At 30.4% G+C, this 16,270-nt stretch carries 20 protein-coding genes; 12 read left to right on the top strand and 8 right to left on the bottom strand.

What is annotated here, in order from left to right; all coding sequences use genetic code 11:
- On the top strand, positions 1 to 471 hold the full coding sequence (locus tag HA151_RS00605) for an SRPBCC family protein (protein ID WP_209105645.1): 471 nt from the start codon (positions 1 to 3) through the stop codon (positions 469 to 471).
- Here HA151_RS00605 and HA151_RS00600 read toward each other — a convergent pair.
- The 3 genes from HA151_RS00600 to HA151_RS00590 are packed head-to-tail and all read right to left on the bottom strand — an operon-like array spanning position 464 to position 1,849.
- On the bottom strand, positions 464 to 1,261 hold the full coding sequence (locus HA151_RS00600) for a uroporphyrinogen-III synthase (protein WP_209105644.1): 798 nt from the start codon (positions 1,259 to 1,261) through the stop codon (positions 464 to 466). The genes HA151_RS00605 and HA151_RS00600 overlap by 8 nt on opposite strands.
- Positions 1,248 to 1,640, bottom strand: coding sequence for a 30S ribosome-binding factor RbfA (gene rbfA, locus HA151_RS00595; RefSeq protein WP_209105643.1), 393 nt, complete (start codon positions 1,638 to 1,640; stop codon positions 1,248 to 1,250). The genes HA151_RS00600 and rbfA overlap by 14 nt, the downstream gene beginning before the upstream one ends.
- Positions 1,641 to 1,645: 5 nt before the next feature.
- A complete protein-coding gene (locus tag HA151_RS00590) occupies positions 1,646 to 1,849 on the bottom strand; it encodes a DUF751 family protein (protein ID WP_209105642.1) in 204 nt (67 codons plus the stop codon).
- 54 nt (positions 1,850 to 1,903) lie between these two features.
- Here HA151_RS00590 and HA151_RS00585 point away from each other — a divergent pair, with 54 nt between their 5' ends.
- Positions 1,904 to 2,629 carry a glutathione S-transferase family protein gene (locus tag HA151_RS00585; protein ID WP_209105641.1) on the top strand — a complete coding sequence of 242 codons (726 nt, stop codon included), beginning with the start codon at positions 1,904 to 1,906 and terminating at the stop codon, positions 2,627 to 2,629.
- Here the strand turns inward: HA151_RS00585 and HA151_RS00580 are convergent.
- The gene (locus HA151_RS00580; RefSeq protein ID WP_209105640.1) at positions 2,616 to 3,323 is read right to left on the bottom strand and encodes a DUF6816 family protein; all 708 of its coding nucleotides are present in this window, start codon (positions 3,321 to 3,323) and stop codon (positions 2,616 to 2,618) included. The two genes, HA151_RS00585 and HA151_RS00580, sit on opposite strands and share 14 nt — an antisense overlap.
- 1 nt (position 3,324) lies before the next feature.
- Here HA151_RS00580 and HA151_RS00575 point away from each other — a divergent pair, with 1 nt between their 5' ends.
- Positions 3,325 to 3,582 (top strand): chlororespiratory reduction protein 7, encoded by a 258-nt coding sequence (locus tag HA151_RS00575; RefSeq protein WP_209105639.1) that lies wholly within the window; start codon positions 3,325 to 3,327, stop codon positions 3,580 to 3,582.
- On the opposite strand, the gene HA151_RS00570 is transcribed toward HA151_RS00575, so the two are convergent.
- Entirely contained in the window at positions 3,579 to 4,136 is a 558-nt protein-coding gene (locus HA151_RS00570; protein WP_209105638.1) for a shikimate kinase, read from the bottom strand. The two genes, HA151_RS00575 and HA151_RS00570, sit on opposite strands and share 4 nt — an antisense overlap.
- A 50-nt stretch (positions 4,137 to 4,186) precedes the next feature.
- Here HA151_RS00570 and HA151_RS00565 point away from each other — a divergent pair, with 50 nt between their 5' ends.
- The 5 genes from HA151_RS00565 to petL all read left to right on the top strand — a co-directional run bounded on the left by HA151_RS00565 (position 4,187) and on the right by petL (position 7,533).
- A complete protein-coding gene (locus tag HA151_RS00565) occupies positions 4,187 to 5,113 on the top strand; it encodes a 6-pyruvoyl trahydropterin synthase family protein (protein WP_209105637.1) in 927 nt (308 codons plus the stop codon).
- Entirely contained in the window at positions 5,110 to 5,760 is a 651-nt protein-coding gene (locus HA151_RS00560; protein WP_209105636.1) for a dihydrofolate reductase family protein, read from the top strand. The genes HA151_RS00565 and HA151_RS00560 overlap by 4 nt, the downstream gene beginning before the upstream one ends.
- 17 nt (positions 5,761 to 5,777) lie before the next feature.
- Entirely contained in the window at positions 5,778 to 6,932 is a 1,155-nt protein-coding gene (locus HA151_RS00555; RefSeq protein WP_209105635.1) for a peptidogalycan biosysnthesis protein, read from the top strand.
- A gap of 58 nt (positions 6,933 to 6,990) precedes the next feature.
- Positions 6,991 to 7,377: a DUF4346 domain-containing protein gene (locus HA151_RS00550; protein ID WP_209105634.1), complete on the top strand. Its 387-nt coding sequence runs from the start codon at positions 6,991 to 6,993 to the stop codon at positions 7,375 to 7,377.
- A gap of 63 nt (positions 7,378 to 7,440) precedes the next feature.
- Positions 7,441 to 7,533 carry a cytochrome b6-f complex subunit PetL gene (petL, locus tag HA151_RS00545; protein WP_011375671.1) on the top strand — a complete coding sequence of 31 codons (93 nt, stop codon included), beginning with the start codon at positions 7,441 to 7,443 and terminating at the stop codon, positions 7,531 to 7,533.
- A 4-nt stretch (positions 7,534 to 7,537) separates the two neighbouring features.
- Here petL and rimO read toward each other — a convergent pair whose 3' ends face one another.
- Positions 7,538 to 8,902, bottom strand: a complete 1,365-nt coding sequence (rimO, locus tag HA151_RS00540; protein WP_209105633.1) for a 30S ribosomal protein S12 methylthiotransferase RimO — start codon at positions 8,900 to 8,902, stop codon at positions 7,538 to 7,540.
- 105 nt (positions 8,903 to 9,007) lie between these two features.
- Here rimO and HA151_RS00535 point away from each other — a divergent pair, with 105 nt between their 5' ends.
- The gene (locus HA151_RS00535) at positions 9,008 to 9,943 is read left to right on the top strand and encodes a vitamin K epoxide reductase family protein (protein ID WP_209105632.1); all 936 of its coding nucleotides are present in this window, start codon (positions 9,008 to 9,010) and stop codon (positions 9,941 to 9,943) included.
- Here HA151_RS00535 and nadB read toward each other — a convergent pair.
- Both nadB and HA151_RS00525 read right to left on the bottom strand, forming a co-directional pair.
- Positions 9,933 to 11,600, bottom strand: coding sequence for an L-aspartate oxidase (gene nadB, locus HA151_RS00530; RefSeq protein WP_209105631.1), 1,668 nt, complete (start codon positions 11,598 to 11,600; stop codon positions 9,933 to 9,935). The genes HA151_RS00535 and nadB overlap by 11 nt on opposite strands.
- On the bottom strand, positions 11,600 to 12,367 hold the full coding sequence (locus tag HA151_RS00525) for a DUF3120 domain-containing protein (protein WP_209105630.1): 768 nt from the start codon (positions 12,365 to 12,367) through the stop codon (positions 11,600 to 11,602). Before HA151_RS00525 ends, nadB begins: the two co-directional genes overlap by 1 nt.
- Positions 12,368 to 12,553: 186 nt before the next feature.
- Here HA151_RS00525 and HA151_RS00520 point away from each other — a divergent pair, with 186 nt between their 5' ends.
- Genes HA151_RS00520 through HA151_RS00510 form a run of 3 tightly spaced genes read left to right on the top strand, consistent with a single transcriptional unit; the run spans position 12,554 to position 16,189 of the window.
- Entirely contained in the window at positions 12,554 to 13,966 is a 1,413-nt protein-coding gene (locus HA151_RS00520; RefSeq protein WP_209105629.1) for a TIGR03279 family radical SAM protein, read from the top strand.
- Positions 13,959 to 15,392, top strand: a complete 1,434-nt coding sequence (locus tag HA151_RS00515) for a TolC family protein (RefSeq protein WP_209105628.1) — start codon at positions 13,959 to 13,961, stop codon at positions 15,390 to 15,392. Before HA151_RS00520 ends, HA151_RS00515 begins: the two co-directional genes overlap by 8 nt.
- Positions 15,389 to 16,189 (top strand): inositol monophosphatase family protein, encoded by an 801-nt coding sequence (locus tag HA151_RS00510; RefSeq protein WP_209105627.1) that lies wholly within the window; start codon positions 15,389 to 15,391, stop codon positions 16,187 to 16,189. The genes HA151_RS00515 and HA151_RS00510 overlap by 4 nt, the downstream gene beginning before the upstream one ends.
- The last annotated feature ends 81 nt before the right edge of the window (positions 16,190 to 16,270 follow it).

Raw genomic sequence — 16,270 nt, 5'->3', positions numbered from 1 at the left:
ATGGGTACTTGGCTAAAACATGACGTAATAACAGTAGTTAATGCGCCTCTTGAAAATGTTTGGGATACATGGAGCGATTTAGACTCAATGTCACTTTGGATGAGCTGGATTGAATCTGTAAAAACAGTTGATGAAGAGACTAATACATTACCAGATTTAACAGAATGGACTTTGGCTGCAAATGGCTTTAGGTTTAAATGGAAAGCTCAAATTACAGAAAGGGTCGAAAAAAGCAAACTTAAATGGAAATCTATAGGGGGCTTACCAACTGAGGGATCAGTAGTTTTCGAAAGTAAAGCTGATCAAATCACAACGGTAAATTTAGCAATAACTTATGAGCTCCCTAAAATGATTGCGCGTTTTATGGAAGAAAATATCTTGGGCAAAATGGTTACAAACGAATTACAGGCCAATATTGATAGGTTCAAGGATTTAGTTGAAAAGAACTATTCAAAAAATTTTTCTAACTAAAAATATTAATTGCCAGATCTAGCAGTCCTTCAAAAGTATATTTTTGTGCCTGACTATCAACTCTTCCAAAAATCTTGTTACATATTTTTGTTGTCTGAGGTCCAATAGTTAACAACTTAATCTGTTCAAAATATTCTAACCATTGTTTACCAAGTTTTTTTTCTAGTAAAAAAGCAGCATTTACTACGGTTTTACCGCTTGAGAAAATAATTGCATCTACTTTTCGATTAGAAATAATATCAATTGTTTCTTCCGGAATTGATTCGGGACATCTAGTTTCATATGCAGCAACCTCAAATACACGGGAACCAGCCTTTCTAAATTGATCTGCAATTAGATCCCTACCACCTGTTTGAACTCTTGGTACAAAGACTCGAAGTCCATAACCAGATACTGGGAAATTATTAATTAAACTTTCAGCAACGAATTCTGGAGGTATGAAATCAGCCTTAATCCCAAAATCATCAAGAGTTTTTGAAGTTTTTTCTCCGACTACAGCGATTTTTGTTTTTTTAGAACATTCTTTTAATGAACTATTAAAGTATCTAAGTCTTTTATCCACAAATTTAATCCCATTACTACTGGAAAAAATAATCCAATGAAAATCATTTATTTGATTTAATGCTTCGTCAAGAGGATTCAGATCATCAGGATCACCAATACTTATTGCAGGCAAATCAAATACATTAGCGCCCTTACTTGTGAATATCTTTTTTATATCCAATATCCCTTCTTTTGATCGAGTAATAATTATATTTCTTTGATCAAGAGGTAGATCAACTATTGGCATCCTTGTCCTCAACATTATTATTTTGGTTTTTATTTTTTAATTCATCGAGAAGTTTCAAGACAGATAATCCTTTATCAAGAACAACATCGTCTTTAAAAACTATCTCTGGCACTCTTCTCATCTCTATTCTTTTTCCTAAACTATGTCTTATAAAGCTTTTAGCAGTATTCAAGTTTGCTACAATCTCTTTCCTCACTTTCTCTTGAGCAGTTGAAGTTATGTAAATTTTACAGTGTTGCAAATCACCTGATAAATCAATCTTAGAAATATTTACGAAATGATCTCTAATAAGATCATTTTCCAAATCATTCTGCAAAATAAGGGTTATTTCTTTCTTCAAAAGAGAAGAAACTTTTGCAAGACGGTAATTATTTGGCATTATGGTTATAAATTTATTGGGTTTGTCATAGCTTGCAAGACAAAATAAACAGTTATGAAAGCACTTAGGACAGAAGATATCAAACCTACTATTGTGAGTGGATTTGATCTATTCTTGAATAAAGGTTCAAGCAAAGCAACAAGTCCCCCAACAATGATGGATATTAAATATTTGGGATATCTTGCAACATTAGAGAAAAATTCGCCCATCAGCTCCACAAATAGATTACTTTTTTAGCTAAGTTTTAACAAACATTAAACAGCATGATTACATTATATCAATTTAGGCATAGTGCTTTTTGTTTAAAAACAAGAATGGCACTTCATGCAAAAAAACTACAATATCGAGTTGAAGAAGTAACGCCTGGAATAGGCCAATTTGAAATCTTTAAATTATCAGGTCAAAAACAAGTACCTGTAATAGTCGATAGTAATGATCAAATTATTCATGACTCATCAAATATTTGCGAATATATAGATAAAAAAAATGATAACAATCCACTCTTTCCTGAGGACCCAATATTATTTGCACAATGCAAACTAATCGAAGACTGGGCAGATACTACAATGGCTGCAACTTGTAGAAAAGCTTTAATAAAATCTGCAATAGAAAACCCACAGCTAAGAACTGCATTACTTCCAGATGAAATACCTTCTTCAGTTAAAAGTATTGTAGATAAATTACCTTTTGAAAATCTTAGTAAAATTTCTAATGTAGTTTTGTCTTCTAAAGATAATTTAGAACTCCAAAAATTACTGGAAGCTTTATCAAAATCCTTGATCAACAAAAAAAATCTAGTTGGAGATAGTTTATCAATTGCAGATATTTCAATTGCAGCTCAATTATCACTTCTTAAATTTCCAAAGTCTTCAGGGCCAATTCTTTCAGGAGAGGGGTGTCAAGAATACATAAATAACCCTTATCTAGAAAATCTTTTTATGTGGAGGAACAACTTAGAAGAATATCTTTTTAGTGCTAGCTCTCAATAAATTCAAACTTTAATTTATATTTATTTGTTTTTATAGCATGAATAGAAGGATCACCAACTTTTGAGCCATAAGAAGCAACATATTGCACTCCACAAATTGACGGTTTGATTGAATTATTAACTTGCAATATTTCTTCGGAACATTTTTGAAATTTACTAATGGTCTCTACCTGATTAATCCTTGAAGCGCCTGGCTTATGTGCTGTTTGTATCACTAGCTCATCTGCGAAAAAAATATCATCATCTTGAATCTGATTTCTCCCTGTAATTCTTGAATCGATATAAAGATCATCTTTTAAATAAGTAATTTGATTATTAATAGATTGAGGATCATCTACAACCTTGATTAAGGTATCACCAAATATTGCTTTTCCAATAGATTCAGAATTTTTTGCACGATTTCCAATAATTAAATCTGAATCATTCTTAAAGAAATTTACTTTATAAATAACAGGTTCTTCAGAATCATTAATTATATCTTGAGAAGTAACAAGCCAATTCCCCTCGAACCATTTAGGATAAATTAAATCCTTAGAAGTGTCAGATAATTTAAAATTTGGCAAATATAATTCTGGCCATTGATTTACACGATTTTCCAAAAACTCTCGTACGTTAGAATCTACTAGAGCAAAAGAACTTTCTAAAAAAATTCCTTGAAAAATCAAACAAAGTATTAATCCAAGAATAATTTTCATTATGTCAAATCCACTAATAAGAGCATCAGATCATTATGTATTATTAGAGCCAGATTCAAAAGAAAAAATTGTATCAAAACAAGAAGCAATTTTATGGTTGAAGAATTGGCTTAGTAAGACAGAAACACAAACAATATATCAAAATATAGAAGCTCCTGATCAAGAATTTTTTGAAGAATTATTGGAAAGCACTTATGAATTAGAAATAAAATTAGGATATGTTATCAAATGGTTTGCAGTAAGAATTGAACCAGATTAACTAATTATTTCTTTATGAATTGCATTAATTATTTTCATAGCGACTTCTTCAATATTTTCTCTTTTTACTTGAATTCTCAGATCAGCTTGAGAATACAAATTTTTTCTAGATTGAAAAATGCTCGTATATAAATCATTTAGATTCTTTCCATGAAGAAGTGGCCTATTTTCAATTTCATTTTTCAATCTTTCAATTGCTATATTTTTATCGAGATCTATCCAAGCAATTATACCCTGTCTTAAGATTCCCCAGTTTTCCGATTTGGTAACTATTCCTCCACCAGTTGAGATTACTAATGAAGGAATTTTGATAGTTTCTTTAAGGCAGTTTGCTTCTAATTCACGGAAATTATCTTCTCCTTCATCATTAAAAATTTGATTGATAGATTTTTTTGCCAACTTTTCTATTAATGAATCTAAATCAATATATTTGTAATGCAATAATTGAGCCAGCTTCAAACCAGTTTGTGACTTACCAGAACCCATCATTCCAATTAAAAATATGCTTCTGCCCTTTATAGAATGAACTGTTTTTTTGATAATGGATTGTTCCATAAAGACAAAAGCGTATTTAAAACCTTAAGATAGTATTATCGCAGACAGGTATGACTTCTACACAATCCAAACCATTACATGGAAAAGGACGTGAATGCGTCATAACTCGACGTGCCTGCTTTAGTTCTAGTCACCGTTATTGGCTTCCTGAAAAAAGCCCAGAAGAAAATTTTTCTCTTTTTGGAAAGTGCAGTATTGCACCAGGTCATGGTCATAATTACGAACTTATTGTTTCAATGGGTGGAGAACTAGACTCTGATGGAATGGTACTTAATCTCTCTGATGTAAAACACTCTATTAAAGATAAGGTTACTGGACAATTAGATTTTCATTTTTTAAATGATGTCTGGCCTGAATTTAATATTGATAATCAAGAGGGTATACTTCCCACAACTGAAGCATTAGTAAAAGTCATTTGGGGTCGTCTAAAGGATGATTTACCTCTTACAAGTCTAAGGCTTTATGAAAACCCAAATTTATGGGTTGATTATTTTGGAAAAAACATGGAAGCATTTTTAACAGTACAAACTCATTTTGCAGCCGCTCATAGACTTGCAAAAGAAGAGATATCCTTTGATGAAAATAAAAAAATCTATGGGAAATGTGCCAGAGTTAATGGACATGGTCACAACTATCTTGTCGATATAACTGTAAAAGGAGAAATTGATAAAAGAACAGGAATGGTTTGCGACTTATCTGCCCTCCAAGAGATAATTAATGATTTAGTTGTTGAACAACTAGATCACACTTTTTTAAATAAAGACATCGAATTTTTCCATAATTGTGTTCCAACTGCTGAAAATATAGCTTTATATATTTCTGATATTCTTAAAAAACCAATACATAAACTTGGTGCAACATTACACAAAATAAGACTCCAGGAGAGTCCAAATAATGCTGCAGAAATTTATGTTGATCAAAAGTTAACAAATTCATTGAATTTGAAACTTGAAAATAGTTTAGTCACGCAAACTTGAGTATCCCAAGAGTAATAATTGTTATAGCATCTAGTCTTGATGGGAGAATTGCATTTCCTGGAGGTGGAGAATCCCATCTTGGAAGCGAAGAAGATAAAAAAATGTTAAATCAAAACTTATCAATGGTTGATGCCACCATTTTTGGTTTAGGTACTTTAATAGCTCATCAATCAACTTACATAATTAAAAATCTAAATGATAATGACGTAGTAAATATATCAAAAAGCCAACCAATTTCTATAGTTGCTTCAAATAGCAAAAAATTTAACAGTAATTGGCAATACTTTCGTCAACCAATTAAAAGATGGCTAATAAGCTCAAGTAAAGTTGATAATTTGTCGGATAATAAATTCGAGAAACAATTCTTTTTCGAAGATTCATGGAGAAAAACTTTAATTTCACTAAAAAAACAAGGGATAAATGATCTAGCTCTTTTAGGAGGCGCAAAACTTATAAATTCATTTATAAAAGAAGATCTTATAACAGATATAAAAATTACAATTATTCCACGAATTATTGGAGGTAGATATACATGGATTCCTCCAGAACAAACAAATGAGATTTTTAATCTCAAAAGACTATGGGAAATAAAATCAATTAAAAATTTAATGAATAATGAAATCCATATTCATTACAAAAAAATTTGAAATAGATTCAATAATCAATGACCAAAAAAATACATAAAGTTGAAGTCAAATTATCAATTCAAGAAATCTCCAAGGAGACATGGAATGAATTAGCAAATGAAATCAATAACCCATTTTATGCATGGACTTGGCTTAAAAACCTTGAGATATCAAAAAGTGTTTCAAGAGAAACTGGTTGGCAGCCTCTATATTTTGTTGCTTATAAAAATGAAGAAATATTAGGAATTGCTCCACTTTTTTTAAAAAATCATAGCTATGGAGAATTCATTTTTGATCAATCATTTGCGAGATTGGCGCAAGAGCTGAATTTAAATTATTACCCTAAATTAATTGGAATGAGTCCTTATAGTCCTGTAAATGGATATCAATTTCTTTATAAAAAAAATAAAGATAAGAAAGAACTTACAAATTTACTTATAAACCATATCGAAAGCTTTGCGATTACAAACAAAATTTTAAGTTGTAATTTTTTATATATTGATGAAAGCTGGGGCAACCATCTTAAATCTTTGGGATACCATGAATGGATAAATTCCAGCAGTGAATGGAGGAGTAATGGAGAAAAAACTTTTGATGATTTTCTTTCTAGATTTAACTCTAATCAGAGAAAAAATATCAAAAAAGAGAGGAAATCAATTTCTAAACAAGATATTAAAGTAGAAATTTTTAATGAAGATGATATCAACCAAGAAATCCTTAAAAAAATGCATAATTTTTATGAACAGCATTGTTCGAGGTGGGGAGTTTGGGGAAGTAAATATCTAACATCTACATTTTTCGAAAAAATTGTAAGTAATAAAAGAAATATCTTATTATTTAGCGCATCAAAAAATCATTCAAATGATATTTTTGCTATGTCGATGTGCGTTAAAAATAAAAAAAACTTATGGGGTAGATATTGGGGTAGTCAAGAAGAGATATCAAATTTACATTTTGAATTATGTTACTATCAGCCAATTGAATGGGCAATAAAAAATAGTATCCATTTTTTTGATCCTGGAGCAGGTGGTAAACATAAAAGGCGAAGGGGGTTTTTTGCAAAAAGCTCTATTAGCTTGCATAAGTGGTTTGACAAAAATATGGAAAATATAATTTATCCTTGGCTAAATGAAGTTAATAAACAAACCAAGATGGAAATTGAATTTGAGAATAATTCTATACCCTTCAAATAAAAAATTATTTGGCTATGCCAAAGATTATATTAGTAATATAGTTTTTTAACTTCTAAGAATGGATCCTAGTAAAAATTTAGATAAAAAAATAAAGATTGATAATAATCTATCCAACCGATATATAGACTTAGATCCAAAAGGTTATTTTATTATAAAAGTAGATTTAAGAGAAAATAAAATTATTTTAGAGCACTTTTTAAATAACATCGATGACGAAGGCTATGCACTTGACCCCGAAACAAATGAACCAATTAAATGCGACTCTCAAAATAAAAGAGTTAGTAATGAAGTTTTTAAAGGTATTAGTGCAAAACAACTTGGAATATTGATCACTGAAGAAAGAAATGACTTAATAACCAGATTCGATCATGCTCTATATCTAGGGCGGGAACTACAAAAAGCAGAAGAATGTTTATACAAAAAATTACCATATACCCAAGATTAAGAAATTAAACGAAAAGATCTTATCTTTTAATGTGATGTTAGATTAAAAAAAATTAAAAAATTAATGAACATCATTTTCTATTTTGCATTTATTGGTTTTGGTTTTGGAGCTGCTTTCGCATTAGATAAGCTCTTAAGAGCAGTTAAATTAATTTAAAAAATTACAAAATTTTAATAGTCTCTCCATACAAATCATATTCATCCGCAAAAGAAATATTTGCTTCAACAAATTTCCCAATATAATTTTTCAAATCAATTTTATCTTTAACAGATAAAATTACAGTCCCGTCAATTTCAGGCGCGAAATTGTAGGACCGACCTATTAATTCGTTATTATCTGATGTTTTTTCTACCAAAATCTTCATTTTTGAACCAACATATGTCTGATTTTTATCTTTAGAGATATTTTGTTGAACTGAAATAACGTTATCTTTTCTTGCCTCTGCAACCTCTGGAGATACTTTATTTGGCAAATTAAAAGCTGCAGTTCCTTCTTCAGAAGAAAAAATAAACACTCCCACATGATCAAATTTGTGCCTATCCAAAAATTCGAGAAGATGTTCAAAATGTTCTTTTTTTTCTCCTGGGAAACCAACAATAAGGCTAGTTCTTAATACAGCAGATGGAATTTCTTCTCTAATTTTCTCCAAAATTGATTCATTCAAAGAAGCTTGCCAAGGTCTATTCATACTCTTCAACACATCTGGATGACTATGCTGAAGTGGCAAATCAAAGTAAGGCACTATATTATTTGAATCTTTGAAAGCTCTAATAACTTCATCAGTTAAACCTGTTGGATAAGCATAATGTATCCTTATCCAGGGAATTGGAACTTTAGAAAGCTCATTCAAAAGTCTGGCTAATGATGGTTTTCCATAAATATCTTGACCATAATTAGTTGTTATTTGACTAATTAATATGATTTCTTGAATACCATTTTTTGCAAGACTTTTGGCTTCTGAAACTATAGATTCTATTGTTCTACTTCTTTGAGGACCTCTCAACTTAGGAATAATACAAAAAGCGCAATTATAGTTGCAGCCTTCAGCAATGCGAAGATAAGCAACAAATTTGTTTTTATCTACAAAACGAGGTATTTCCTCATCTGCAATAAATTCAGGTATTTTTGAAACTTCGTTAACGATTTCCCCTTTTTCTACTCTGTCTAAAACCTTTGCTATCTTTTGATAATCTCCTGTCCCAACCAAACCTTTTATTTCAGGAATTTCTTTTATAAGCTCATCTTTAAAATGCTGAGCCATACAGCCTGCAACTATTACTTTCTTTCCTTGATTTGTATATTCTAGAATTTTTCTAACAGATTCTTCTCGAGCTGTTTCAATAAAACTGCAAGTATTTACAACAACAATATTTGCATCATTAATATTGCTGTCAACTTCATAACCCTCTTTATCTAATAAGCCTTGCATATGTTCAGTATCAACAAGATTTTTCTCACAACCAACATGACTAAATGCAATCTTAGATAGTTTTTTTCCTTCTATATTTAGACTATTTTGTTTCACAACTTAAAAAATAAGAATTAACAGATTTAAAAAGCATTTCTTTTATAACTTTGATGCCAAAATAATATTACGATAGATAATATAAATTACAAACCTTCATTTTGTATGGCCCTTAAGACTTTAAACAAAAGAAATAAAAAAGATTTGAAATGGCCAAAAATCATAATAGCAATTCTTAGCACTATAGGCATAGTTGACACAGGTTCGATTACTTTAAAAAACTGGGGATTATTTTCTTCTCTTTCATGCCCAGGGATACAAAATGGTTGTGAAACAGTTTTAAATAGTCCTTGGGGTACTTTATTTGAAAATAATCAAGTTAACATACCTCTCTCATTAGCTGGATTTATAACATATTTATCAATATTAGTTATCACAATAATACTCTCGCTTAATTTAATTTCCCCAAGAGAAAAACTAAATAAGTTTTTATGGTGGTTATTATTTCTAATTTCTTGTGCGTCATCAATATTTAGCTTTTTATTGATAAATATAATGTTTTTTAAGATTCAAGCATATTGTTTTTTTTGTATACTTTCAGCAATTTTATCGTTTTCTATCTTTATAGTTTCTATGATTGGAGCAAAGTTCGAAAGTAGAGAACCTATGATTATTAGAGGTTTCATTGTAGCCATTAGTGTCCTGCTGGGGGGTCTAATTTGGTCAGCAAACGTTGACCCCTCTAATGCTACTGATGTTGCAAACCCCACTGAAAATATATCACCAATAATTACCACTGCAAGCTCTCCCCAAAAGGTAAAGTTTGCAAAATTTTTAAGTGAAAACAATATTGTTATGTATAGTGCATACTGGTGCCCGCATTGCCACGATCAGAAACAATTGTTTGGTAAAGAAGCAGTTAAAGAATTAAAAGTAGTTGAATGTGCTAAAGATGGTAAAGATAATGAGTATGAGCTATGCCAAACGAAAGGAATTAGTGGATTTCCTTCTTGGGAAATCAATGGAGAAATCACTAGTGGTACGGTTGATTTGAAAGAATTGGCCCAAAAAACTAACTATCAGGGAGATCTTAATTTTTAATAAATCTTTTTTGAATTTTTTGATCTAAGTGTTGTCTAGTATGGCATTCCCAATTTTTATCTTTTTGAGGGAAATCATCTCTATAATGCCCCCCTCTACTTTCCTCTCTAAATAGACAAGCTTTTAATAAGGTTATAGTTGTTATTTGTCTATTCTTTAAATCAAGTAAAAGATTCAAGACTCGCCTGTTGCGTTCACTAAGTTTTATTTTTTGATCAAATTTTATTTTTTCAAGACTATTTATTAAATCATTTTTATGTAATTTATCTATATCACTTTGAATGTAATTTAAAAATTTACTCATATTTTCCTTATTTCGAGATACACCTAAATTTAACCAACATAGTTTTCTTAGTTCATCAATTTTTTCAGCAATTTTGGAAATTTGATCTTCTTTAGGATCTTCAATATCGAACTCTTTCAATGATCTATCAAATTTTGCAAATACGGGGGGATCATTCAAAACAATTGAAGACATTTTTCTTGCAAAAACAAGACACTCCATTAGTGAATTACTTGCCAGTCTATTAGCGCCATGAACACCTGTAGAAGCTACTTCTCCAACGGCATATAATCCTTTTCTTGTAGAAGATGCATTTAGATCAGTTTTAACACCTCCCATCCAATAGTGAGCTGCAGGAGCTACAGGTATAACTTCATTTAAAGGGTTAACTCCATAATCCTGACATCTACTTAAGATCGTTGGGAAGCGCTCTACAATTTTTTCTGGGTCAATATACCGAAGATCTAAGCCAACATGATCTACATTATTATCATTCATATTTTTCATAATTGCTCTACTAACTTGATCTCTAGAGGCTAAATCACGATTTTCAAGATTTTTAACTGGGCTTTCACCATTTTTATCCACTAAAATAGCTCCTTCTCCTCTAAGTGCCTCAGATATTAAAAAGCAAGGTGCACCATAAAATTTTAAAGCGGTTGGATGAAATTGAACAAACTCTAGATCTTCAATAGCAGCACCTGCTTTCCATGCAAGAGCAATGCCTTCTCCTGAGGACTGTGGAGGATTAGTTGTATTTGTAAATAAATGCCCTCCTCCACCTGTAGCTAAAACGACAGCTCTTGATTTAATCCAATATAAATTGGCTCCATCAAGAACCTGAACACCTTTACATTCCTTATCTTCAATTAGAAGTTCAGTGACCCTAACACCCCTGCAGTGAAGAACATTTTTTTTATACTCAATATGTTCTTCTAGAACTTCAACTAATGCTCTGCCAGTTCGATCTTTAACATGCAAGACTCTTCTGCGAGAATGAGCCGCTTCTAAAGTAGTAGCTAATTGATCAGAGCTTTGATCAAAAATCATCCCTAAATTCTGCAATCTATCGACGCAACCTGGGGCCTCTTTAACCAGCATTTCTACTGCTTCAAAATCGCAAAGTCCATCTCCTGCCTTCAAAGTATCATGAGCATGTAGATCAAATGAATCATCTTGTCTAACAACAGAAGCAATACCTCCTTGAGCCCATCTACTAGAGGATACCTTGCTGGTATTCCTATTTAAAAGAAGCACTTTTAAATTTTCAGGTAATTCAAGACAAGTCATAAGTCCTGCAGCTCCAGCACCTATAACTATCACGTCCCAATTCTCTAGTGGTATGGCATTTTGAGAAAAAGGAGGCCTCAACATTAAACCAATCCACTTAAAGTGGGTTGTAAGATTGCTAAAAATATAAAAATACCATCAACAATTAATGTCGTTTGAATTACATAACTCGAAACCAAGAGGGCTTTACCATTAGTAGAGTTAATAGTCCCAGAATCAAAAATTTCTTTTGAAATCAACCAGAGAATAAGTGCGACAACAATAATAATGGATAGTGATTTTATATGAATAAGATTTTCAGATGTTTTTTTAAGAATTAAAGGTGCATTTTCAGAATCAGCTGCAATCACCTCCCTCCATTGATCCATTATTCCTGTCAGAAATATAGTAATGTCAGTAACTGCAGTCCCAAACAAAGAGGAAATATAAAAACTCGAACCAATTTTCCAATTTGTACCCAGACCAATAAAAGCTAAAGGAAGCACAACAGATTCAACAGGAATATGAAGAATAGGAAATGGACTTAACCATCCCCAGAACAAACACCCACCAAGCCAACTTCCTGAAACACCAATTAATAATGAACTCACGATGAACCATTTATTTGATTTTTTCTTATTCAAAAAAAATGCACCTAAAAGAATAACAAAAGTAAAACAAAGAGCACTTATTGGTTCAAATCTTACCCAAGGAGCTTGAACAAATATAGGCAGTATTACAAAAAAAGAAGACCACAACCTTAGAGCAATTGGCCTTGATAAAAAAATACTTTCACACGAATGAAGTGTATTATGCAATTCAAGGTTAAATTTATCTTTCACTTCTAAATTTTTTGTAATTAATTCTTTCAATGAATAAAGTTTATAAAGATCATTTAATCAATTTAAATCGAGTTTGAAAAAAGTGCGAATGACATATTTTAATAAATAAAAGGCCATAAATTTCAAAATAATGTTTTTGATTTTAAAAGTATTTAATACTCCTTAAGTCATATTTGAGTTTAAAATATAAATAAATAGAATATTTGGAATTAAATTGTGTGGCAAGAAATTAATTACAAAGAGGTTTCTAATGATATTTTAGTTCCAAATACAACTTGTAAAATCAACCCTGCAGAAATTGAAAGTATTGAAGATAATTCCATCGCACAAGAAGTTGGCTTTGAATCTGGTGATTCCATCATTAGTATTAATGGGAAAAAACCAAGAGATTTAATTGATTATCAGATTCTTATTAGTGAAGAGTTTTTAAATATATCTGTTTTAGATAAAAATAATGAAATTCACGACATAAGTATAGAAAAAGATCAAGATCTGAATTTAGGCATTAATTTTAAAGATGCATTATTTGATTCAATCAGGCAATGCAATAATAAATGTCCATTTTGTTTTATAGATCAACAACCAAGCGGTAAAAGAAAAAGCCTTTACGTAAAGGATGATGATTATAGATTAAGTTTTCTTTATGGCTCTTATCTCACTCTAACGAATTTAAGTAAAGAAGATTGGAAAAGAATAGCTACGCAAAAACTATCCCCACTTTTTGTTTCTGTTCATGCGACAGATCCTGATACTCGAGAAAAATTATTAAAAAATAAAAGAGCAAGAATAATTCTTGATCAAATTTCATGGTTTGAAAAGAACTCTATTCAAATACATGCTCAAATTGTTGTATGTCCAGATATAAACGATGGTAAAATTCTTGAGCGATCAATTTACGAACTAGCTAATTTTCACAAAAAAACAGCGAAAACAGTCCTTTCAGTTGCAATAGTTCCTGTAGGACTAACAAAATTTAGACCAGAAAATGATGGCATGAAATCGATCAGTTCAGAATACGCAATAAAAACAATTAAACAAGTAGAAAGAATTCAAGCCTCATTACAATTAAATCTTGGAACTCGTTTTTGTTGGCTAGCAGACGAATGGTATTTAATAGCTGGTACAAATTTACCTAGTTACAAAACCTATGAAAATATGCCACAAGAATCTAATGGTGTAGGTTCAATTAGAAGCTTCCTCAAAACATTAAGTGAAAAAACTAAAAACCTACCTGAAAAAGTAAATAAGCCCAAAAAAATAAGTTGGATTGTTGGTAAATTAGTTTATGAGGCGCTTATTCCCATAGTTAAAAAATTAAACTTAATTGATGGATTAACGATAAATTTATATGGTTTACCTAGCATTTATTGGGGTCAAGAACAAGTTGTAACAGGACTTTTAACGGGAGAAGATCTAATTTACGGCCTGAAAAATAAGGACTTAGGAGAGGCTATTTATCTACCATCAATCATGTTAAAACTTAATACTGATTTATTTTTAGATGACAAAAATATCAAAGAAGTGGAAAATCAATTGAATACCAAAATTCACATTCTTGATGATTCAAATGATATTATAAATATTCTGATTGGAAAATCTAATAATACCAATACTCTAAAAAATGCTTAGAAAAGTAATAAATCCCATTCTATTTTTGCCAGTTGCTTTATGTATAAATTCACTTAATGTATTTTCCAGCGAAACGAAAAACTATATGGGTAATGTTTTAGATGAGAAAGAAAATATTTCTTTTATAAAGTACGATGAGATAGAAAAAATTATCTTAAATAATCCAGAGTTAAAATCATTACAAAATAAAGTTACTTCAGCGAAATTTAATCTTTCAAGTCAAATATCTCAAAGATATCCATCCTTAGATTTTCAAGCCAATGGGTTACCAAAATATACCTTAGGTAAAAATTACAATAGCAATTTAGAGACTTTAAAAACTTCGCAGTTTACGGCTAATCCATCTCTTATTATTAGATTTGATTTAATTGATCCTCAGAGAGGAAGCGAAATTAAAATTGCAAAACAAAATTTCAAAATTGCAAAAAATAATTATGAGATTAAGAAAAAAGATCTAATACAAGAAGCAAGAAAAAGGTATCACAAATTTCAAAAGTCTTACCAGGATATCCAAAACAAAAAATTTACACTTGATTTATCAATTACTAGTTTGAATGATGCTGAAGCGAAGTTAGATGCTGGAATTGGCACAAAATTTGAGGTTCTGGAGGCAAAAGCTCAATTATCACGAGATAAACTATCTTTAAATGAAAAGATAATTGAGCATCAAATTAACAAAATTTCCCTCAAAGAAATTCTTTATATACAAGGAGATATTGAGATTAACAAAGAGCAAAGTTTAATAGGTTTCTGGAATCATAAATTAGATAAAAATGTTAAAGAGGGTTTAGATAGAAATCTTTCATTAAAAAACCTTCTTCTTCAAAAATCTATAAAAAAAAGCCAAGCAAATAGTTTTTTATCAAAAAGTAAACCAAATATTTACATAAGCAACATATTTTCTAGTACTTTCTCCAAGGGCGACTCATTATCAAATGAAATTGATTATGAAGAATATGGATCTAACTATACAAACACAATAAGTCTCAATTTTGCATGGAATATTTTTAATGGTGGACAAGATAAGAAATCTTACAAATCAAAAATAGCAGATGCAGAAGCTGAAAAATATGCTTTTGAAAATTTAAAAAATGTCTTGACTACAAATATCAGTAAAGCCTATTTGAATCTTAAACTAAATGAAGAGAAAATAATTTCGTCTATTAAAGAAATTGATTCTAGTAAAGAATCTGTTAGGCTTTCCAGGCTTAGATATGATGTTGGAATATCAACTCTTAAAGATGTACTTTTAAGACAGAGTGAATTGAGTAATGCGAAATCAAAAAAAATTACTGCTATTTTTAATTTCAATTTGAACTTAGATGAATTAGAAAGATTAACTTTCCTTGAAAAAAATAAAAATTGCTTGGATAAAAAAAATAATAAAATAGGAGATAAAAAATCCATTTGCAATATATCAATATGAAACACCCAAATTTAACTAATAATCAACTAAACAAACTAGATTCTTTATTTGAATTAGTTAGTCAACGTCAAATAAATGATTTTGGAAATATTAGTGCTAGCAATAAATCGGACGGATCATTAATAACAAGTTGTGATCTATGGAGTGATAAAACAATAGTTAATGGGCTAGCATCAATAGCTCCCGACGAGGGCGTCCTTAGTGAAGAAGGAGGAAAGTCGATTCCTAATACAGAAGCATATTGGGTAGTGGATCCACTTGATGGAACAACAAATTTTGCTGCAGGAATTCCATACTGGTCTATATCAGTAGCAAGATTTGTGGATGGTAGACCCGAATCTTCTTTTTTAATAATCCCTACGTTGAAAAAAAAATTTGTATCAATAAAAGGTAAAGGTGTTTGGTTGAATAATAAGAAAATTGATCCTAATCAAAATAACTATCAAAGTGAATGCATTTCTTTATGTAGTAGATCCATAAAAATTTTACAAAAAAACCCAAACTCAGTTTTTCCTGGAAAAATAAGACTACTAGGTGTATCGAGTTTAAATTTAACAAGTGTAGCAATGGGTCAAACTTTCGGAGCAATAGAATCAACCCCAAAAATATGGGATATTGCGGCGGCTTGGCTTTTATTAGAAGAACTCAATTGTTCTATAGAGTGGTTAGAAACAGATCCCTTAAATTTAGTTTCAGGTGAAGATTTGAGTAATGTTAATTTTCCATTAATTGCTGGTAGATCAACGGAAAAAATTAAAATTTTAAAGCCATGGGGTAATTTATTATTAGAAAAATAGTTGCATAATAAAAAAATAATTGGTTGAAAAATTTCTTAATTAGATACAATACAATGAGAAATATAAGATAAATATTTGAAT

Origin of the sequence: Prochlorococcus marinus XMU1419, assembly GCF_017695955.1 — a bacterium.
Lineage (GTDB): Bacteria > Cyanobacteriota > Cyanobacteriia > PCC-6307 > Cyanobiaceae > Prochlorococcus_A > Prochlorococcus_A marinus_AD.
The sequence above is the reverse complement of the archived record's forward strand: the minus strand, read 5'-3'. Positions and strand labels throughout refer to the sequence as shown.